Origin of the sequence: Sphingobacterium hungaricum (assembly GCF_015210005.1) — a bacterium.
Classification (GTDB): Bacteria; Bacteroidota; Bacteroidia; order Sphingobacteriales; family Sphingobacteriaceae; genus Sphingobacterium; species Sphingobacterium hungaricum.
This window is the reverse complement of record NZ_MU158698.1, coordinates 2587987-2608629: the sequence shown is the minus strand read 5'-3', so window position 1 is coordinate 2608629 and position 20643 is coordinate 2587987. Positions and strand designations below refer to the sequence as shown.

Below are 20643 nucleotides of genomic sequence, written 5' to 3'. Positions count from 1 at the left end.
ATAAACTAAATGCTATTACAACTAACAAAATATTTAAAATCGAATGTAGCGACGGTTTTGCTTTTATCTGTCGCATTCTCCCTCTCTTCTTGTGGTAAAACAGAGGAATCCATCGAGGGCACTGGAGAGCCTGTAGTCAATATAAACTTACTAGGAGTAGATAATTCGTTCGAAGGCTTAGATGATAAAGCATCTAATTCTTCCAAGTCTGCTTCCATTGGCGATATCTCGACTAAACTACAACAATCTTTATCTCAGGAGCAGATTATACCTTTCGATGATCAATTAGCATTTTATGCTACGCTTACCCCCGAAAATCCTTTAGAAAAAAGTGCCCTTTCATCTGGAGGACTTAAAGGACAGAAATCAGCTGCAACTGTAAGAAATCCTTTAGGGAACAACATAAAATATAAGGTCCTTGTGTATGATAGCTCAGGAACATTAAAAGGTGAAAAAGACTACAATAACACTGCATTATCCAATGCCTTAGGAATTGTCTTAGACGCCGGAAAAACGTATACGTTCATCGTTTATTCAATCAACAGCACTTCGGCGCTCCCAACTATTATTGGAAAGGAGACGTTAGCAACTGCTAGTTTAACGGGTGTTAGTCAGGATTTGATGTACTTTAAAAAGGTGCTAACACTAACCTATGGACAGAATAATTTGGATGTTATCTTAAAGCATCAGTTTAGTCAGATAACGACAAAAATCCAACTAGCGTCAACTATCCCCTCGGGAAATGGAATTACTGCGATCTCTGGTACAACGATTAATCCAACATCTGCAAATGCTTCCATTAAGCTTTCAGATGGTTTAGTAACATATGGATCTGCGGTTACCTTAGGGGCTAATGTTCAGTTTAGTGGACAAGGGCAAGGTGTTAGAACTTTGACGAGTTCGCCCACTCAAGTAATATCTGCCAATACAGCAAACGGAACTTTCCGCATTGGAAGTATTACAGTAAATGGAGTCTCAAAAACAAATTTTGCGATTAATAATCTTCGTATTGCACCGGGTGTAAAATACAATTTGAACCTCACTTTACAGAGCCCTTGTACTCAAGATTTGGCACGAACACCTTTTAATCTATCTGGTGGCACCCCTCAAACCTTTACTGCTCCCGCAGCAGATTATGGTTTTGTATTTGATTTAACCAAGTTAGATAATTCGTTTAATCTAGAAATCAATAATACACTTCTAGCAACGAAAGAGTTACAGTTTCAAAGCGGGGTCGCGACTCTTCCAAGAAACATTCAATTCGCGGACGGAACCTTATGGGGAGGGACTGGAGCGTCTGAAATATATAATCTGACAGGAACACAAACAGCTCCAATTATACGAGTAGTGATAAACGAAACAGGAGATGTAACCATGTTTGGCTCTAAAACGTCGGGAGGTCCATTGTTTCCGTTAACACTTTCGAATGGGAACCAGTTTAATCGAATTACTTGGAACAAAACTGGAGATAATACAATCATAGCCACTCAGTCTGTGCAAGGAGCAACTTTGATGCAAGGATCTGGATATGGTAAGAAAATTGTTAATTGTACCAATTAACAATTTTTAAAATAATTAATAAGCAAAGGACTCGAGATACAGTCGGTCCTTTGTTTATGCATATTACGAAGTCAGCATTGAAAGCAGGTATATAACGTAGATTGCCTTAGAAATCGACAAAGTCAATTCATTTAAGTTACCCATCAATTTATCGATGGGTATTTTAACATGTCTGCCAACATCGTTTAATTCAATTCGGAGTACCGACGATACCGCTTAATATTTCCAAATCACAACCTGTCGAAAGCATCGTAATTACTTTTTTAATTACAGCAAGGATTTATGATTTATAGAGCAGAATAGACCCTTTTAGCGACTTTGCTTGTGTTAATTGGGATTTCAACCTCTCACAATATACATTTTCTAACCCCATATTAATAAAAGTTACTGAAGGTGATTATTGCACGCTCTTTTCTAATTCCTTAACAAAATCCGCACCCCAAAAGTGAACGTCATAATATTTTACCTGTTCTAATGAACGAACAATACGATTTCTCGCTTCCCCACTCTCCATCATTAATGCACGTAATAATCCATCTATCATACTTTTACTGTCATATGGATTAGTGGTCACACTGTACGGTAATTCCACCGAAGCACCTGCAAACTCCGACAGCACTAAAACTCCGGCTTTATTAAGGATTCCTTGTGTAGCAATATATTCTTTTGCTACAAGGTTTAATCCGTCTCTCAACGGAGTGATCCACGCAACATCTGCTAAAGCATATTGGATCAAGACTTCTTCAAATGGTAGAGTTTGAAAAAAATACTGAATTGGTGTCCAATCTAATGTCGCATACCTTCCATTGATCTCCCCAACAGCTTGATTAACTTTATCTCTTATATGATCATAAACCTGCATGCCCTGTGAAGGAGGTGTACAAACGTTTATGAGTTCTACTTTTCCTTGGAATTCGGGATAATTTTCAAGAAACTCTCCAAAAGCTTTAATTTTTTCTAGTGGACCTTTGACATAATCTAAGCGTTCAATGGACACTATTCTTTTTACTTTCCTATCCTTATTTTGCTTTTCATAATTTTCTAAACGCTCCATTACAGATCCCGAATTTAACAGGGTTTGAATGTGTTGGAAATTCACACCTACAGGTTGTGCACCTAACCGAACCAATCGACCATCCACTTCAATCGTTTTTGTCATTTGTTCCACACCAAGAGCCATACTGTACGTCAAAAATTGCTTAGCAACATTTACTTTTTTCAGCACTTTAAAAGGCGTATGGCTGCGTAGTACATCTACAAAATTCTCCACGTATCTAGGTATGTGAAAGCTGATAAAATCACATAGCAGAAGGCTACCAATAATTTCCTTTCTCCACGGAATAATATTAAATATATCAGCTGCGGGAAATGCGGTGTGATGAAAAAAACCGATTTTTAAATCCGGCCTAAGCACTTTTAAATAGGCAGGCACCATCCATAGGTTATATTCGTGTATCCAAACAAGTGCCCCCTCATCCGCTTCTTTGGCTATCCTGTCAGCGAACATTTTATTAATTGAAAGATAATGGTGCCAATCATCATGATTAAATTTTGCCTTATCCACGAACGAAAAAATTGTAGGCCAAAAAGCTTCTTTTGAAAATACGCGATAAAATTGATCGATGTCATTTTTGGGAAGAGAGATGGTTGCAGCAATTAGATTTGGATATTTTTCGCCATCTACCAGTTGATTTTTCACAACTGGTGCCCCTTCCTGTTTAACTTCCTCTCCGATCCAGATCCCTGACCGTCCCTTTTCAAATAAACCTAACAGAGAAGGGATTATTCCATTTGGACTTTTTGGAGAGCTACGGATTGTTTTTCCGTCCACTTCGGTACTCTCGAATGGCAGACGGTGATATACCATCACTAACTGTGATTTTCCTTTGGAAACTTTTCCTTTTATCAACGGTTTATATCCATTTATAAAAACCGAAAGATTGGCGCTTTTAGACATAAATTCTAGAATTCCTCCGGCACCTTCGGATTTTGCGTGTAAAACGTGAGGATAGTCTTGCGTTGCATTCAGCAAACCTATTTCAGATTTGCCAACTGCAACTCCACGAACATCAATCTCATACAAGGAAAGGTCATTTAGTGTATCACCTGCAACCATTACCTGATCTTTAGGAACTTGAAGAAGATTTATTAATTTTAAAAGCGTACTGCCTTTATTGACACCGTGTGGCAATATATCTAAATAACAATCTACGGATGTTACTACATCACAATTAAAACCTGCTGCAATAGCTTTGACATGGTCCAAATCCGTGCCTTCATCGTAGTAATACGAACTTCTGCGTTGTTGTGGAACATCCTGATACACTAAATTAGGAATGGAAGACAGTTCATGCTGGATTTCATATATGGAAGGCCATGCATTTTCTATTTCTCCCTGAATAGGCTCAACGCTAGTTAAATTGTGCCCATTATATATGGAGGCCCCGACATCCGCTATGATGTAATCTGGAGTAGGAATGAGTGGATCATTTAAAAGAGGAATAATTGATTCCAACCCTCTACCTGTAACGAAGACTAATTGAATATTTTTATTTTCCTTGATAATCCGATATAACTGAAGTTTATCTTCCATCTTACCTCCCAAGAACGTTCCATCTAAATCTGTCGCTAATAACATTATCTCAAATCCCTTTCTATTACTTTATATTCAATACCAACATTGGCATGTTTACAACACTTAACCCCTAAAAATTAAAGCATACACTTAATTTATCAGTTATACCTACTATATTTCACACGACCTGAATGTCCTTCCCCGCATTTCTAACATACTCAGTATCTAGATTTTATAAGCAATAAATGTAATATTACGTAGAAGTTCTTATTGAGTTTATTAAACCGCCTAACAGTCACAAGATATTTCAATGACTCGTATAAACTCTAGATAGAAAATAACTAGGCATGGATCCCCTCGCACTGAAGTTTTCACCTGTATGAATATCTTTCAGCAGAATATCAGGTCATATTCTGCGAATTATGGTTTGTTTTGATACAAATATACTGAAAAAATAAACTAATAAGCAAATTTCCGAAAAATGGTTTAACTAATTAGATGGATAATTGGCTATAATTATCCACCTATTTGAAGTATTGTTCCATACACGCACTATATTACTATGGTTAAAATACCTTTTAAGTATCAGTATTTGATATTAATAGTTCTTTACTATTTTTAGCACCTAACAAAATAATGTAACCCAATATACCCGCCAGGATTGAGGTACCCAAAATTGCAAGTTTGGCTTCGTTGACATATAATATATTATTGAATGAAAGTATCGCGATAAATATAGACATAGTAAAACCGATTCCCGCTAATAGTCCTACTCCTAGAATATGCCTGAAATTACTTCCTTCGGGTAAAGCACTTATCTTAAGCCTCGTACAAATGTACGCCATAGCTAAAATCCCTATCGGCTTACCTACGAGCAAACCTAGTCCTATTCCTAATCCAAGAGGAGCTATAAGACCTTCAATCATCTCACTTTCAAGAGTAATATTTGTATTTACGAAAGCAAATAGGGGAAGAATAAGAAAGTTGACTGGCTTTACAAGCGCATGCTCAAGCTTCTCCAAAGGTGACTCCACGTTAGTTTTATTGGTCGGAATTGTCATAGCAACTAAAACACCTGCTATTGTAGCGTGTATACCCGAATGGTGGACAAAATACCAAATAAAAATCCCCGGTATTAGGTACAAATAAGGATTCAGTACGTTCATCCGATTCATAATAATAAGCACTGCTAATCCGAGAGACGCATATAAGAGATAGGTAATTTCGATACCTGATGAATAAAAGATTGCGATTACTAAAATGGCGATGAGGTCATCAACAATTGCTAGGGCGGCTAAAAAAATTTTCAAACTAGCTGGAATATGGTTTCTTAACAAACCGATTACAGCAAGAGCAAATGCAATATAAGTAGCCATAGGAATTCCCCATCCGCTTGCCGTTTCTTTACCGGTGTTTAGGCTTAAATACACTAAAGCAGGAACAATTGCTCCTCCAAAGGCGCATAAAATCGGAAGCGAGGCTTTTTTAGGTGACGACAATTCACCTTCAACAATCTCACGCTTGATCTCTAATCCAACTAAAAGAAAGAAAATTGCCATAAGGCCATCGTTCACCCACAATAATACGCTATATTTAAGATGGATACTATCAGACTCATATCCGAGTTCATAGTCAAGAATATTTTGCAGATAAGTACTAGCAGATGTGTTTGCTAAAACAATAGATAAAATCACACAAATAAATAAGATAATTCCTCCTGCATTGCTTGATTTAAAAAAGTTTTTAAAAACTGTCAAATTGATTAGTTGGTTCATAGTTTGTTATTTTTTATTTATTTGACCAAGTTTCCATACTCGGAAATTTCAAATGCTCATTAGTAAATACTGGATCTTTCTTTTTTTTCTTCTGCAGATTATAATCTTTAAACACGACAAGCATTTTTCGATGCAAGAGAAAAATGGCAATCAAATTCAGCCATGCCATCATCCCTACGCCAATATCGCCTAATAACCAAGCGGATTCAGCTGTACTTATACAGCCTATATAAACGGATCCTAAAATTGAAACCCTTAATATCCAAATAAGGATTTGATTTTTCCCATTTCGGGAAAGAAATTGTACATTGGTCTCTGCGATATAATAATAAGCCATTATTGTGGTAAACGCAAAGAAAGTAAGTGCTAGTGCAACAAATCCACTGCCTATACTTGGAAAATGAGATGAAACAGCATATTGTGTATAAGCAGCTCCCATTTCTACAGACGGGATATTCTCTACGATAAACCCGCCCGATGGGTGTTGAACATTAAATTGTCCTGTGAAAAGAATCATAAAGGCAGTTGCGGTACAAACAATCAGTGTATCCACATACACAGAAAAGCCCTGGACTAGCCCTTGCTTTACCGGATGACTCACTTCTGCGGCAGCCGCAGCATGTGGAGCTGTTCCTTGACCAGCTTCGTTGCTATAGATTCCCCGTTTAACTCCCCAGGCAATAGCTGTTCCCGCAACGGCACCAAATGTTGAGTCTAGGTTTAACGCGGAAGAAATTATAAGTTCAATTATAGAGGGAATTTGTTTATAATTGAGTGCCATAATTACAAGTGCCATAATTATATAAGATCCAGCCATAAAGGGGACAACATATTCGGCAACTTTACTGATGCGTCTTACCCCACCAATGATGATTAAGGCTAAAAATATTGAAAGAAATACCCCCGTAAACGCAGGAGATATATTGAAAGCCGAATCAATTGCTACACTTATGCTATTACTCTGTACACTAGGAAGTAGTAGACCAGTACTAAAAATCGTAACAATAGCAAAAGCCCAAGCAAAAAATTTCGAATTTAAACCTTTTAAAATATAAAACGCTGGCCCTCCTCGATATTGCCCATCATTTATTTCTTTATACATCTGAGCGAGAGTAGCCTCTATAATGGCTGAAGCACTTCCCAAGAAGGCAATTACCCACATCCAAAATACAGCACCGGGTCCTCCCATTCCTATCGCGGTTGCTACACCTGCTATATTTCCCGTACCCACCCTTCCAGAAATCGCTAACGAAAACGCCTGAAAAGACGAAATCCCCTGTGCTGAGCTTTTTCCTTTAAAAAGTAAACGAAGCATTTCGCGGAAGTGGGTTAATTGAGGAAACTTGAGTACGATAGTGAAATAAATACCTGCCAAGAGACAAAAATAAACCAGAGCGTCACTCCAAATAATATTATATACTTTTTCAATGATGTTTTGCATAATAGATCCTTGGATTGCTAAAATACTTAAAATTTAAAAAGTCTGTTAAATTTATTGTCCGCCAAGATGGAAATTGCAATCCTTTATTCGATAACTATGTCTAGTAATTTATGAGTACAAAATGACATCTGACGGGATTTGTTGAAGTTTACACGCGATTCTCAAACCTATATTTTTGAAAGGTGCGATAATTAAGAAGTAGTGTAGATATAATTATAATAGCAGTGTATTCAAAGTATAAATAATCTACTCCCCATATTCTTAAACGGTAAAAATCGCTTAAACTGCAAATCAAAAACTGATAATAATTCCGTAATTAAGCATCTTATAACACTAATTATTAATAGTTATCAATGACATAAAGCTATCCTAATCAATGGAGATGGATAGTTTACTCATTCTTAAGCCAGCTTTCAATCTAATTTGAAGTTGTATACTCCGGTCTGTTTATAACTTCCACACTGTCTCGAGGAAAATGGTTTTTCAACCAATTATGGAGTCTACTTTTTTGAGCCTCAGTAAACTGCTCTGAAGTTGAATAGATAAAGACTACACGGCTACCGACACTGTCGGCTTTTGCATAATGTTGCTGTAAACCTATACTGTAAAAACTTAATTCGGGAAATAGCACTTTAACATCTTGATTCAATTGGGGACTTGTTAATTGGAATCTAGCGAGTTCGTTATTTAGCTCACTGATTGTTAAGTCCTTGCTGTTAACCAAATTGGAGCGCTTATCAATTTCGCTGAGGATGGTGGATTTTAAATCAAAGCTGTCTTGATGAATGACAAGTTCTGTATTTTCAATTCCAGAAGTTTCCATAGATGATTTTAAGGATGTGAGTTCTTCATCACTGAATTTTTTTGTTAAAAAAGCAAGCTCCAATTTCTTTGGATTACTTTTAAAATGTAATTTCTCATATATAACGGTGAATCCTTTATTACTAAATTCCGTTTGTACAAACTCTTTGACTTTAGTGGTATATTTTTTCTCTTTTAATAGATTATATGCGAAATAAAGACTGGGTAGCACTAAAACCAACGTAATCAGGGTTATGCTTTGCGTTATGCGTTTTTCACGTTTCTGATCCACATAATGGACTTTAGGATACCGCAAATATTTTACGATAGCAAAAGTAGCAATACAGATAAACACGCAGTTGATAATATATAAATATAGGGCACCTGCGAAGTAAGACATGTTTCCTATGGCTAATCCATACCCTGCAGTACAAAGGGGAGGCATCAAAGCCGTGGCAATAGCCACACCTGGAATAGGATTTCCCTTGTCTACTCTAGTAATAGCAATTACCCCTACGAGTCCCCCAAAAATAGCAATTAGCACATCGTATATATTCGGTGATGTACGAGCTAAAAGTTCTGATTGAGCTTCCTTAAAGGGACTTAACAAAAAGTATACGAATGAAACTATAAGACTGATCATGGTTGCAATCAATAAATTTTTAATTGATTTTTTAAGTAATGGAAAATCAAATGTTCCTAATGCAAAACCAGCTCCCACAATAGGCCCCATAAGTGGCGAAATAAGCATTGCACCAATAATTACAGCAGTTGAATTTACATTTAAACCTACAGATGCGATTACAATTGCACATGCCAAAATCCATGCATTGGCTCCCCGGAAAGAAATATTTTTAATGACATTGTCTAGAACCGTTTCTCTTTTATCTTCCCCTTCATGAAGGTCAAAAAAATTAAAAATTTTATTCATTTCGGTATTATTTTTACGCTAATATATAAATAGTCTGGAAACTTTATTGCTTATAATATTCATAGCTGATATCATTTAGATTGTAGGGCTCGGCAAAATTACCTTAGTTCTAGATTGCGAAAATTGAGTAGTTTGGATTGAGTAGCGGGCTAGTACATTCAGACTTCTGCATTAAATTTTGCGGTTAGCTAATGAAAGTCTTTAAGCAAAAAATTATAAGGCGATACCAGCATTCGATAAAATTAGTTGGCAAACAAAATAAAACAGATAAAGATAAATCTCATTAAATATACAACTATCTAGAAAGATTTTTAGCATGGAGTTCTATCCATCAATTAATATATTTTGCGCATTAAAATCAGACATGACTAAGGTGATGATATGATTTTTATCTAGGTAAGATTCAAAATCGATTTCCCATATTATAGGTTTATTTTGACATTTCGGAATTTGAATATAAACTGGAGCAAATTCTGCTCTAAAGTCCTCGATTTTAGGGCTATTCTCCCACTGTCTAAATTCATCATCGATTAAAGATGATATTTTTTCAACTATTGCTGAATAATTATCCTCAATGCCTTTAAAGAAAGCTATTTGCTTTTGGCTTGGACCGTTCAGATCTGCTTCTACAGCAATTTCCACTAATTGGTCATAATGATCAAACGATCTTTTACATCTAAAATAACTCTTAAGTGAATTTCTCCAGTCTTCATAAAATTCGATTTCTCCAAAGAAATCATTATCAAGCTTTGTTGTTTTCTTAAAAATAAAGTCAAAAAATCCCATCGTTCCTGAGCTAACATTCGATTGTGGCGATAAATATATCAAAAAAACATTTCGATACTTTAACGAAAGTATGCTTTTTTTCATTAAAGTATAGATGAGTAGATTTTATACATTTATTAAATAAGTTTTTGGCTATTTACCTTGGTTTTCAAATAAAAAATTGGCGTATTTGATTCCTTTGTTAGCAAAAACGAGTATTACGAATTCAGATAATGTAAATTTAATGACACTTAATCTCACACTTTCTGCATTTTTAAAGAAAGGTAATGTATAGATTCCATTATTCTTATAACATAGTACCGTCGATTTCATTAAACTTATCTTCTTCTATTAAGTTCCTAGAAACGTCAAATTAATAATATTGTCCGCCAGTTTTAATAAAACATATTGCGCCTATCGCTCGGAGCGTTTGCAAAGTGCCTGCAGATATCCCCCATAATTTAGGTACGTCATAACTTTTAAGTTGTTCATGGAATTCTTGATTTGTTTTTGGTTATAAAATCCATTTTTCCATGTTTCTTCGTATAGTTAATTATTAAAACAATCAAAATCCTTGGGTGTAATAAGTTTAACTTTAATTTTATTGCTTTTTAAATTTAGATTCTTAATAATTCCGTCAATGTACAAACACAAATAAACGCAATCTAAACCTGTTTCAATGCGAATAATATTTATAACATGTGGAGTTGGCTTCAAAAATGTATTTGATTATCTAATAAGCAATCAAAAATGGGATGCTATTACATCAATGAAAAATTTGTCCAAGCTTGACAAACAGTATTCCCCAGGAATGGCAGCACACTTCAAAAATTTTTGGACATATATAGCAACAATGAATTTCCTAAATAAAAAAGAAATTATTTTGTTTTCCCTACTTAATATCGTAATATTGCGATGTAAATATGTGTGAAAAATGGGAGTTACAAAAACTGAAATATATACGGACGAACAAAATAAATTGTCATCGCTTTTTAAAGTTTTAGGGCATCCTGCCAGAATAGCAATTTTGCAATATATTATCAACCAAAAAGCTTGTATTTGTAATGATCTGGTTGAGGAATTAGGATTAGCGCAGGCAACTATTTCTCAACATTTAAAAGAGTTAAAAACCATAGGGATTATTCAAGGTTCAATTGAAGGTAAATCTGTATGTTATTGTATTGAAGAAAAGGTATGGAAACAATTTCAAGATGAGTTTAACGCCTTTTTCAATCAGGATGTAAACGTAAAGCAATGCTGTTAAGGCATTTTTTTATATTTAAATATCGTTATATTGCTATGTAACGATTATGTATTTAATTATCTATTTTATCATTTTAAAATTTAGTATTATGAAATTATCCGAAATCAAAGAAATTTTACCAGCATTAGAAAATGTTGAATTTCAATTAGAAAATGGAGCATTTGTTCCTGAACACTTTCACGTTACTGAAGTGGGACAAATCATAAAAAATTTTATTGATTGTGGCGGCGTATTCCGTACAGAAAAAACAGTCAATTTCCAACTGTGGAATGCAGATGATTATGAGCACAGGTTGAAGCCAGGAAAGCTATTAAGTATAATTAAACTTTCAGAAGAAAAATTAGGAATTGAAGATGCTGAGATAGAAGTGGAATATCAAAGCGATACTATTGGTAAGTACGATTTAGATTTCAACGGAAATACATTTGTGCTGAAAAACAAAACGACTGCCTGCTTGGCTCAGGATGCTTGCGGAATTCCTACTGAAAAACTAAACAAAAGCCTTTCCGAATTAACTGCAAATCAATCAAATTGTTGCACGCCAAATTCCGGATGTTGCTAAATTTTAATAGAATCTCTATGTATTCAATTTTATCAAAGACAATTCAACAGCTAGACTGGGAACAAATTAATAATGACGAGCGTAAAAGAACATTACAGCCATTGATTGATTTTATTCAGCTAAAAATAAATAGCCAACAACAAATAAATATAAATTTTATATGTACCCATAATTCACGCAGGAGCCATTTCGCGCAGGTTTGGGCACAAGCAGCGGCTTCTCATTTCGGTTTTGAGAATGTGATTTGCTATTCGGGAGGTACTGAAGAAACCGCATTGTTTCCAAAAGTAGCTGAAACTCTATCCGATCAGGGGTTTAATATTTTCAAAATAAATGATGGCACTAATCCTGTTTATGCCATAAAATATAATGATGATTCCCAACCTATAATTGGATTTTCTAAAAAGTATGACAGTCCTTTTAATCCAGTATCTGCTTTTGTGGCTATAATGACCTGCTCGCAGGCTGACGTTGGATGTCCTTTTATCGCTGGTGCTGAAAAAAGGATTCCCATCACATTTGAAGATCCTAAAATTTCAGATAACACTTCTGACCAGACAATGGTATATTCAGAAAGAAGCTTACAAATAGCATTGGAAATGTTTTATGTGTTTTCAAAAATTACTAAGTAACCGATGCAACCAAAACTAAAATTCTTAGATAGATACCTCACATTATGGATATTCTTTGCAATGGCACTTGGTCTTGGCTTAGGATACTTTTTTCCGGGTATTTCAAAAATTACAAATACACTATCCGTCGGAACTACAAATATTCCGTTGGCAATAGGTTTAATATTGATGATGTACCCGCCACTGGCAAAGGTGGATTATTCATTATTGCCTATAGTATTGAAGGATAAAAAAGTTATTAGTATCTCTTTAGTGTTAAACTGGATTATCGGACCTATTTTAATGTTCGGATTAGCCATTCTTTTTTTAAGAAGTGAGCCAGATTATATGGTAGGTTTGATATTGATAGGCTTGGCAAGATGTATTGCAATGGTAATAGTCTGGAATGACTTAGCAAAAGGTAACAGGGAGTATGCGGCCTTATTGGTCGCATTGAACAGCATCTTCCAGGTGCTTACTTACAGTTTTTTAGTTTGGCTATTTATCAATGTACTGCCAAGCAAATTAGGTATTGCAAGTTTCAATGTAAGCGTATCTATAAAAGACGTAACTGAAAGCGTATTAATATACTTAGGGATACCTTTCTTTGCAGGTTTCTTAAGCCGTTACTTCCTTGTCAAATTAAGAGGTATAGAATGGTATAACCGTAAATTTGTACCCAAAATATCTCCCATTACGTTATATGCATTACTATTTACCATAGTTGTGATGTTCAGTCTGAAAGGGGATAAAATAGTAGAGTTGCCAATGGATGTCATAAAGGTCGCTATACCATTAGTTGTCTATTTTGTATTAATGTTTTTCGTAAGCTTCTTTATCAATAAATCTTTGAGTGTTCCCTACGATAAAAATGCTGCAATTGCATTTACCGCCACAGGAAACAATTTTGAACTAGCTATTGCAGTTGCAATAGCGGTATTCGGCATCCATTCACCTCAGGCATTTGTAGGCGTAATTGGGCCATTGGTAGAAGTTCCCATTCTGATATTATTAGTAAAGATAAGCCTTTGGCTTAAAAAGAAATATTACAATTGAATTCAATAGAAAGATTCGACAGAATAGCTGTAACCTCTGAAATAATTATTAGGATTTTTCTGTACATCAAGTAGAGTAATGCTTTTATTGTATTACTGTGAATTCCGTGCAATGAAATTTTTAGAACTCCATTTTACTTTAGATGTTACTTTATAGTTAACGTTGCTTCTTAAATGAATTCATTACATTTATAAATTGTGCTGTTAATGGCAGACAGGATTTCTATATAAGAATATCTAAAGCTTCAATATAAATTCTTAAATTGCTTTATATTAGTTAGTTTTTATAAAATTCAACAATTGTCTACAGACGGCAAAAAGGAGTATGGAAAAGAAGTTTACGGGAAAATCTATCCTAAAAAACCTTATCTTTTGCATGATTAAAAGGACTTAAAACTATAAAGTTGGAATAAATTTTCAATATTATAAAATTGCAAATCGATTATGAAATATGTGTAAGTATCTTGTTGTTTTCCTGTTGATAGGCGCAGCCTCCTTGGATTGTTCTGCACAACAACAAAAAGATAAGGTAGAGAATTCTATAGAACGTCCGAATATACTGTTTGTGATAACAGACGACCAGTCGTTTCCACATGCGTCTGCCTATGGCTACAGCGCTGTCCGTACGCCTAATTTCGACAGGGTAGCCAAAAAAGGGATATTATTTACCAAAGCTTACGTAGCCTCGCCAGGCTGTAGCCCAAGCCGGGCGGCGATTCTGACCGGACGACACAACTGGCAAACTGAAGAAGCGGGCACTCATGGCAGCAGTTTTCCGTCAAAGTTCAAAGTGTACCCTGATATTTTGGAAGAAGCTGGATATAAAATCGGTTACACTGGAAAAGGTTGGGGTCCTGGTAATTGGGGTGAATCGGGAAGAAAGGCTAATCCGGCGGGTCCAGCATATAATTCCGTCAAGTTTGTTGATTCTCCCGAAGGAGTGTCTAAAATAAACTATGCCGAAAATTTCCGACAGTTTTATGCTGAGAAAAAAGACGGACAACCATTTTGTTTCTGGTTTGGTGCACATGAACCGCATCGTCCTTTTGCAAAGGGCATAGGGCAAAAAAATGGAAAGAAGCTCGAAGACGTTGTGGTACCTGATTTCTTGCCTGATACGCGAGAAGTCAGAAATGATATCTTGGACTACTGTTTTGAGATTGAGTGGTTTGACCAGCAATTGGGAAAGATGTTGGCTCAATTGGAAGAAAATGGTGAGTTGGATAACACACTAGTGATTGTCACCTCAGATAATGGGATGCCATTTCCTAGAGCTAAGGCAAACACATATGATTATGGATTGCATGTGCCATTAGTAGTGAGTTGGCCCGCCAGCATTCGTCAAGGATGGGTTAATACTGATGTTTTTACCATGATTAATATAGCGCCCACAATATTGGAAGCTGCTCAGGTCAATAACTTGCAACTATCATTTCCTATGTGGGGACGCAGTGTGCTTAAGGAATGGTTGAATCCAGTGTCTGGGTCGGTTAGTCATTCAGCATTTGCTGCTAGAGAAAGACATTCTTCTTCGCGGTTTGGTAATCTTGGCTACCCGCAACGCGCGATTCGCAGAGGTGATTATCTATATATCAGGAATTTCAAGCCCGACTTATGGCCTGCTGGCGACCCCTATGCGTTGATTAGTAGAGGACAAAGCGACAAATTGGAATTAAGCGATTATGGTGCTTTTTATGATATAGATGCCGCGCCTAGCTTAACCTTTCTGGTTGAGAACAGAGAAAATAAAAAATTACTTTACTTTCTCGACTTGGCAACTGCTAAGAGACCCTGGGAAGAATTGTATAACGTAGAAACGGATCCCTCCTGCATTTACAATTTAGCTGGTGATACATCCTTTTCAAAAATTAAGGCTGAGCTTAAAAACTCACTTGAACATCAGTTAATAATAACAGCGGATCCAAGACTTTTAGGGGATGGCGATGTTTTTGAAACTTATCCTCGGTTGGAAGGAGTAATAAGAGCCTTTCCTAGGCATGAATAAAAGTGAAGTCCCGCCAGTTGAAGGTCAGAAACTCAAAACAATAAAGATTTCGTAAATATTTAATTTTAAACAAAACCATTAAATCAATTAGGAGAAAAATTTTTAATAAAATCAACGACAAAGTGAATTAACGTACTAATTGAGTTTTTTTAGAAGCAATTATTTTACCGCATTCAGAAATTTAACGTTATAAAAACTTTGAAAGGCAAGGACTTTTCTACGCCGTATAAGCGTAAATGCAGAACTAACAAACCTGTATTGTAGTACAAACGAGCATTTTAACAAAAGGATTGAAAGTTTTAAATAGAGCAAATAAAATATCGCTTTATGAAATACTCATTTACAGAGTGAGAACCATCATTTTTTTGCAAAAGAGCCCTTACATTATTTATAAGCTTCAATCCTGGTATTATTTTGTGTATTAAAATTTTATTGCAATACACTAGCGGGAGATGTTTACAATGGATTTGCAGAGCGTTTCACGATGTAAGATTTTTTTTCTTGGAGGTTTTTCGTCATGTAACTGATGAGTTGCTTTTAGCTCTCTTTTCGTCTAAAATTTCTCACTCCGGCACACCCTTTAAAATTACACGTTTCTTCGCAATAGGCTTTTTGGCTCATGTCCACAAGCAGGGTTTTGTTTTATGATGTCGCGACATTTTTATCGAAGCTATCTTTGAATTTTTATTGGTAAGCATTTTGTCAAACAGCATAAAAACAAGATATTTTTAAAATTTCCTTAAGCAATTCTCATAAATGCTATAGCTTAGTTTTAATCACAGTAGTTTGTAGGTGACGTTAATGGCGATTGCTTCTGAGGATTTTCGATGGGGTTTGTTCGGAAATTTTCGTTTAAAAATTTTGTATTTCTGTTTATCGTCTCATTATAGATGGACAGCCTTTTTAAGGGCCGATTTTAAAATTTATAAATTGCTGTTTATTGTTATTTTATTTATAATTAAACACAAATTTTATTATACTTGTTCAAAGAAAAAACAAATTGTAAATTATAGGGACCAAATTATTTTAGATCCGATGTTTTTTAGAATTGCCTCCGCGTAAATTATAGGCAGGCAAAAGTTTATTGTTTCTGTAGAAATGTCGATTCGCCGGTATTAATAATTTGTTTCTTTACAAGTAAAACCTAACATTTTCTCTAATATGGGGATACAGCATCCTCAGAATTCTATCTATTATGATCAAAGTATGTATTGCCATTTTTCTAACAAATCTCACGTTATTTTTACAAGCACAAGATGTACAGTCAATTTCTGAAAAACCAATCGATGAAGCGCTTTTGGATATTGAACGATTAGTAGGGAAACAGATAAAAGATGGGACTAAAGTTTTTGGGATTGGGGAGGTAGCGACATTCGCACGAGAAACCCAACGGTTCAACACGGCTCTAGCTGCGTATTTGATCGGCAAGCAAGGCTTTAGTGCCGTTCTTTTGGAGGAAGACGATTGGAAGGTACGGGAACTCAACGGCTATTTGGCTTCCAAAGATATTCTAGACACTTTAGTAATTGATTCATTGGTTCGCTTTGGTCTATCCGTTCCCAATCTGCGCACTGGTGAATTTAAAGAGTTTATAATCTGGATAAAAAAATATAATCTTTCAAATCCAGATGCTATTGTCGGTGTTTATGGTGTCTCAGCAAACTCTTCTATTCCTGTCGACTATCTTGTCAACAATTATGTTACAACAATTGATTACGAAGCCACTCCAAAACTTGCTGAGAGATGGTTTAAAAATCATTATTCTGAATCGGAGGCTTACCAACATGTCGAGGACTGGATTAACAGTATTGATGCAAGTACGATGACTTCAGAAGTAGCACAGCTGATTGGAAAGTACAGAAAGGATATCAACCATAACAAGATGGTTCTAAAGCCAAATTCACAAGATTTGAAGTTTTCTGTTAGCGATTTTGATCGATTTGAAACGTATGTTGTTGATCAAGTTCTTGAAAAATCAAAAGATAAAGCAATACTTTACAGTTCGAATTCTCGGATCATGAAAGGTAATTTTCAGTCCAAAAGCGTGATCGATAATCCCGTATTACCGACTCTAGGTAAAAATTTACATATAAAGTTAAAGGGCAATTATAGTGCGTTTTTAACTGATTTTTCTGGATCGGCTCAACTGCCAATTGCTGATATCGAAGCTCAAAAAATTTCCGTAGAAGATATTTCGGGTTCAGAGCGTGCGCGGAACTTAGCATTAAAAGGGGATCGGTTCTTTCTTCCTAAAGACATTAAGGATATAAAAGAGTTTATTCCGGCATCGATTTCCTTTTTTAAAGGTCGAGATGTCACATTGGTTCTAGATGAGCAATTGAATCCAGTTGACGCTATTTTTTTATTTTCCAATTTGACAGACGCAGAGGTTCTATCAAATCTTGATTGATTCAGGTCTTATAAAATTTCTAAACACTAATAACCCCTGCCTTCACTTGTAGAGCCGTGCCAGACACGTGAAGTAATTTAGTAGCAGGTAAAAAAACAAACCCAGTTTTATTATATGTGCGGATATTATGGATCAGCTAAATTTATACGTTAAGCAGACAGAACCGATCACGCAGTAGATCGATAAATTTACCTTTGTAGTCACCTGTTTTTTTCTGCGCTTGCGCTTTCTTTCTTCTTCTGTTAAGGAGTTTCATCTTCATTGTAATCCGCCTGAGAAAAGGTATTAAATAGCTCAAATGGCCAGCCTGCTGGCGGGAAGTTCCGTTTTTCATCCTATTCGCATACCGGCGCTATCCTTAAGATTGCGATCAAATCTGAACTGTTTATCGAACAGTCTTTAGCCAGATTCTTTAAAAGCCATTGGGTTAAATTGACCTAGCTTCGCGGAGTGCGATTTATTTTTGCCTCTGGATGTATTCTGGAGGCTGAGCTTAATCCGGTCGGTGATATCTTTACGGCTGACGACAATCTGCACATGCATCTGTATACCTTCTTTGCGCTCCCCCTTTTTTCTTGTCCCGTTTTTAACCTCTTTGTCTTGATAGCCGTAGCAACGGTAGTTTTCAAGTTTCCCGAACCACAACAGACCTTCGTTGGTACCAATTCCCGGTCTTTTAAGATTTATTGCATATTCATCCATCACTTTAACCGCAAATTAATTCAGCTTTTCTTTTGCGCCCTGTTCTCCATAAGCGACGACCAAGTGAGCCAAATCCTTTTTGCTCGGGCTGACATTGATCGAGAAGAATTTGTTGCCATCTTTGCCTAGTTTGGCGACATTGCTCTCACTGCCAATGCACGCTTCATATGGTTTATGGTGCCACTCTTCCCATTGAAGCATCTTTCCTGTAAGCGAAGATCCTGAATGGGAATGTTTTCTTCTAAGTAATGAACCAGCGCTCCGCTGCTCCTCTTGTTATCCTCCGTTTCTGATGGGGCGATATTGATGTATTTCTGAAGCGATTATAGACTTTCAAACGCCTGCCTTACCTTTTTTGCCCGTTCATCTTTTTTTGCCGACGAAACCGGCCAGCCAAGCGTTTCTCTTCCTGCAATGTAATGCTCCATGATCTTGCTGAAATTGGCCTTTAAATCCTGTTTTTCGGATAACCCTTCATGTACCTTCCTCAATAGAGCATACACCTGCTTGAGGTAGCTGACATTTTCCTTGATAGATGCTCCGGCACTTGCGGATAAAGGAAAGGATTCTGCTGATCTCGCTAGAGAGTTCTTTCTTCAACAGTTCATCGTTTAGATCAGAGGGGTCCTTTTTGTTTTATTAGAAGTGATCTACCATTTGAACAACTAGCAGCCGCTTAGTACGTCCAAGTTTTCCTGCTAGCAGCACTAGCCTATCGTCCGCTTCTTTGGGAAAGCGAACAGGTTTTATTTTTTCATCCAGTCTTGCTTTCACCTTTGTTTTTGGTTGAGGATAAAACGAAACCTGCTAGCTTCTGTAGCGTGATAGGAAGGCACATATTCAAGGTAACCGTACCGGATCAATTCTGAGAGGCATTTAAGGTAAGTAGCTATTGAAAGTCTCCTTGCAAACCGCATAAGTTTCCTGCGACTAGCATGAAAAATTGCATTGGCTGTATTTTAGAAAAAGAAGACAGAAGTGACTAACAAAATGTTAATCTTTTTGAGTTCATACATTTGAGCAAGAATGTATATCTTGTAAGACATTTAAATTAAATGGTATGGAAATTATTGTTTCGATTTTGGGATGGATGGGTGTAGCCTTCTGCACTTTAGGTTTTCTTCTGTTAAATACTAAAACGTTAAATTTTGATTCTTGGATTTATCAAACCATCAATATTGTCGGTGGATTTGGGCTGGTTGTTAGTGCTCTCTACTTCCACGACCTTCCTAACATCACGTCCAATTCAATTTGGATGATTATTGCACTATATGGTCTTTTAAGGCCCTATCTTACCAAAAGAGATGAAAAGAAAGAAGTCGTCAAGCCTAATTAGATTTTGAGAAGTCCGAACGCATATTCTTTATAGGACTTCAATTTATTTTCATATTCCCCTCTTTCAGAAATCAGACTTAAATAATAATAAGCACCATCTACAAGCACATAAATCAAATCTGCTGTTGCTTCAGGAGAATCAATTTGAATAACTCCAGCTATTTTGCATTTCATTAGGACATCTGAAAGATGCTTGCGCAACGAATCGTGCAATCTCTTGAATTTTCCCTTTATTATATTATCCCTGAATCCGATTGCGTAGCAACTGTAGAATATGCTATCATTGAATAAAGCGTTCCATTTTTTAGAGAACAATTTGTCGATCAATTCGACAAGATATCCCTTTAAATCATCTTCTTCAACATTTTGCCGTTTATAAATAATTAAGTATTTTTCAAGAATAAAATCAACTAACGCATAATTAAGTTCCTCCTTATTTTTGAAATAGTGAATTATAAGGCTAGGATTAATATCCATTTCCAAAGCGATTTTTGCGATAGAAGTATTTTCAATCCCTTCTTTTTTTGCCACCAAATAATACTTTTGGATTATTTCTTTCTGCCGTTCATCCTTAAGACTATTTCTTCCCATGTTACATGTTTTTTTGAACGAATGTTCATTTAATAAATTCTACTCCTAATATGAGCAGATATTTTCATATTTTAAAAAAAATCTTGGATTAATTTTTATAATTTAATACCTTAGTTTTGTCAATACGGAAATGACCAAATTCATTAATTCCAATTAAATCAATTAATTAATCAAAAACAAAAACTTCATTTAGAAATAACATTTTATTAACAGTATGAAGCGTAATTTTGAATGAACATTCAATTAATTTAAATATGAAA

General features: G+C 35.8%; 15 protein-coding genes and 1 pseudogene. 8 read left to right on the top strand and 8 right to left on the bottom strand.

The features are described 5' to 3' along the window. Nucleotides 1–9 precede the first annotated feature (9 nt). Nucleotides 10–1560 (top strand): fimbrillin family protein, encoded by a 1551-nt coding sequence (locus C4F49_RS14520; protein ID WP_196936566.1) that lies wholly within the window; start codon nucleotides 10–12, stop codon nucleotides 1558–1560. A gap of 397 nt (nucleotides 1561–1957) precedes the next feature. Here the strand turns inward: C4F49_RS14520 and ggpS are convergent, their stop codons facing one another. The 5 genes from ggpS to C4F49_RS14495 all read right to left on the bottom strand — a co-directional run bounded on the left by ggpS (nucleotide 1958) and on the right by C4F49_RS14495 (nucleotide 9953). Next, the gene (ggpS, locus tag C4F49_RS14515; protein ID WP_196936565.1) at nucleotides 1958–4198 is read right to left on the bottom strand and encodes a glucosylglycerol-phosphate synthase; all 2241 of its coding nucleotides are present in this window, start codon (nucleotides 4196–4198) and stop codon (nucleotides 1958–1960) included. A 515-nt stretch (nucleotides 4199–4713) separates the two neighbouring features. Next, nucleotides 4714–5910 carry a Na+/H+ antiporter NhaA gene (nhaA, locus tag C4F49_RS14510; protein ID WP_196936564.1) on the bottom strand — a complete coding sequence of 399 codons (1197 nt, stop codon included), beginning with the start codon at nucleotides 5908–5910 and terminating at the stop codon, nucleotides 4714–4716. Between the two features lie 13 nt (nucleotides 5911–5923). Next, entirely contained in the window at nucleotides 5924–7351 is a 1428-nt protein-coding gene (locus C4F49_RS14505; protein WP_196936563.1) for an alanine/glycine:cation symporter family protein, read from the bottom strand. Between the two features lie 418 nt (nucleotides 7352–7769). Continuing rightward, complete coding sequence (locus tag C4F49_RS14500) at nucleotides 7770–9083, bottom strand: TIGR00341 family protein (RefSeq protein WP_196936562.1); 1314 nt, start codon at nucleotides 9081–9083, stop codon at nucleotides 7770–7772. 324 nt (nucleotides 9084–9407) lie between these two features. Further along, a complete protein-coding gene (locus C4F49_RS14495) occupies nucleotides 9408–9953 on the bottom strand; it encodes a hypothetical protein (protein ID WP_196936561.1) in 546 nt (181 codons plus the stop codon). Between the two features lie 829 nt (nucleotides 9954–10782). Between C4F49_RS14495 and C4F49_RS14490 the strand changes: the two genes are divergently transcribed. From C4F49_RS14490 to C4F49_RS14465, 6 genes are all read left to right on the top strand, one after another. Beyond that, nucleotides 10783–11112 carry an ArsR/SmtB family transcription factor gene (locus C4F49_RS14490; protein WP_196936560.1) on the top strand — a complete coding sequence of 110 codons (330 nt, stop codon included), beginning with the start codon at nucleotides 10783–10785 and terminating at the stop codon, nucleotides 11110–11112. An 88-nt stretch (nucleotides 11113–11200) separates the two neighbouring features. Then, nucleotides 11201–11674 carry a DUF6428 family protein gene (locus C4F49_RS14485; RefSeq protein ID WP_196936559.1) on the top strand — a complete coding sequence of 158 codons (474 nt, stop codon included), beginning with the start codon at nucleotides 11201–11203 and terminating at the stop codon, nucleotides 11672–11674. Nucleotides 11675–11691: 17 nt separating this feature from the next. Continuing rightward, a complete protein-coding gene (locus C4F49_RS14480) occupies nucleotides 11692–12306 on the top strand; it encodes an arsenate-mycothiol transferase ArsC (protein ID WP_196936558.1) in 615 nt (204 codons plus the stop codon). Nucleotides 12307–12309: 3 nt separating this feature from the next. Beyond that, the gene (gene arsB, locus C4F49_RS14475) at nucleotides 12310–13341 is read left to right on the top strand and encodes an ACR3 family arsenite efflux transporter (RefSeq protein WP_196936557.1); all 1032 of its coding nucleotides are present in this window, start codon (nucleotides 12310–12312) and stop codon (nucleotides 13339–13341) included. Between the two features lie 450 nt (nucleotides 13342–13791). After that, the gene (locus C4F49_RS14470; protein WP_196936556.1) at nucleotides 13792–15345 is read left to right on the top strand and encodes a sulfatase family protein; all 1554 of its coding nucleotides are present in this window, start codon (nucleotides 13792–13794) and stop codon (nucleotides 15343–15345) included. A gap of 1195 nt (nucleotides 15346–16540) precedes the next feature. Beyond that, nucleotides 16541–17755, top strand: a complete 1215-nt coding sequence (locus tag C4F49_RS14465) for an erythromycin esterase family protein (protein ID WP_196936555.1) — start codon at nucleotides 16541–16543, stop codon at nucleotides 17753–17755. A 399-nt stretch (nucleotides 17756–18154) separates the two neighbouring features. On the opposite strand, the pseudogene C4F49_RS18010 reads toward C4F49_RS14465, so the two are convergent. Both C4F49_RS18010 and C4F49_RS18005 read right to left on the bottom strand, forming a co-directional pair. Then, nucleotides 18155–18658 (bottom strand): annotated as a pseudogene (locus C4F49_RS18010) (DUF5712 family protein). A 122-nt stretch (nucleotides 18659–18780) separates the two neighbouring features. Next, nucleotides 18781–18948, bottom strand: coding sequence for a hypothetical protein (locus C4F49_RS18005; protein WP_231388323.1), 168 nt, complete (start codon nucleotides 18946–18948; stop codon nucleotides 18781–18783). Nucleotides 18949–19517: 569 nt separating this feature from the next. Between C4F49_RS18005 and C4F49_RS14445 the strand changes: the two genes are divergently transcribed. Beyond that, a complete protein-coding gene (locus tag C4F49_RS14445) occupies nucleotides 19518–19793 on the top strand; it encodes a CBU_0592 family membrane protein (RefSeq protein WP_196936552.1) in 276 nt (91 codons plus the stop codon). Here the strand turns inward: C4F49_RS14445 and C4F49_RS14440 are convergent. Beyond that, a complete protein-coding gene (locus C4F49_RS14440) occupies nucleotides 19790–20383 on the bottom strand; it encodes a TetR family transcriptional regulator (protein ID WP_196936551.1) in 594 nt (197 codons plus the stop codon). The two genes, C4F49_RS14445 and C4F49_RS14440, sit on opposite strands and share 4 nt — an antisense overlap. Nucleotides 20384–20643: the final 260 nt, after the last annotated feature.

Excerpts from the sequence above, each read along its gene's own strand:
- C4F49_RS14520 (WP_196936566.1), top strand. The coding sequence starts at position 10 with ATGCTATTACAACTAACAAAATATTTAAAATCGAATGTAGCGACGGTT.
- ggpS (WP_196936565.1), bottom strand. The coding sequence starts at position 4,198 with ATGTTATTAGCGACAGATTTAGATGGAACGTTCTTGGGAGGTAAGATG.
- nhaA (WP_196936564.1), bottom strand. The coding sequence starts at position 5,910 with ATGAACCAACTAATCAATTTGACAGTTTTTAAAAACTTTTTTAAATCA.
- C4F49_RS14505 (WP_196936563.1), bottom strand. The coding sequence starts at position 7,351 with ATGCAAAACATCATTGAAAAAGTATATAATATTATTTGGAGTGACGCT.
- C4F49_RS14500 (WP_196936562.1), bottom strand. The coding sequence starts at position 9,083 with ATGAATAAAATTTTTAATTTTTTTGACCTTCATGAAGGGGAAGATAAA.
- C4F49_RS14495 (WP_196936561.1), bottom strand. The coding sequence starts at position 9,953 with ATGAAAAAAAGCATACTTTCGTTAAAGTATCGAAATGTTTTTTTGATA.
- C4F49_RS14490 (WP_196936560.1), top strand. The coding sequence starts at position 10,783 with ATGGGAGTTACAAAAACTGAAATATATACGGACGAACAAAATAAATTG.
- C4F49_RS14485 (WP_196936559.1), top strand. The coding sequence starts at position 11,201 with ATGAAATTATCCGAAATCAAAGAAATTTTACCAGCATTAGAAAATGTT.
- C4F49_RS14480 (WP_196936558.1), top strand. The coding sequence starts at position 11,692 with ATGTATTCAATTTTATCAAAGACAATTCAACAGCTAGACTGGGAACAA.
- arsB (WP_196936557.1), top strand. The coding sequence starts at position 12,310 with ATGCAACCAAAACTAAAATTCTTAGATAGATACCTCACATTATGGATA.
- C4F49_RS14470 (WP_196936556.1), top strand. The coding sequence starts at position 13,792 with ATGTGTAAGTATCTTGTTGTTTTCCTGTTGATAGGCGCAGCCTCCTTG.
- C4F49_RS14465 (WP_196936555.1), top strand. The coding sequence starts at position 16,541 with ATGATCAAAGTATGTATTGCCATTTTTCTAACAAATCTCACGTTATTT.
- C4F49_RS14445 (WP_196936552.1), top strand. The coding sequence starts at position 19,518 with ATGGAAATTATTGTTTCGATTTTGGGATGGATGGGTGTAGCCTTCTGC.
- C4F49_RS14440 (WP_196936551.1), bottom strand. The coding sequence starts at position 20,383 with ATGGGAAGAAATAGTCTTAAGGATGAACGGCAGAAAGAAATAATCCAA.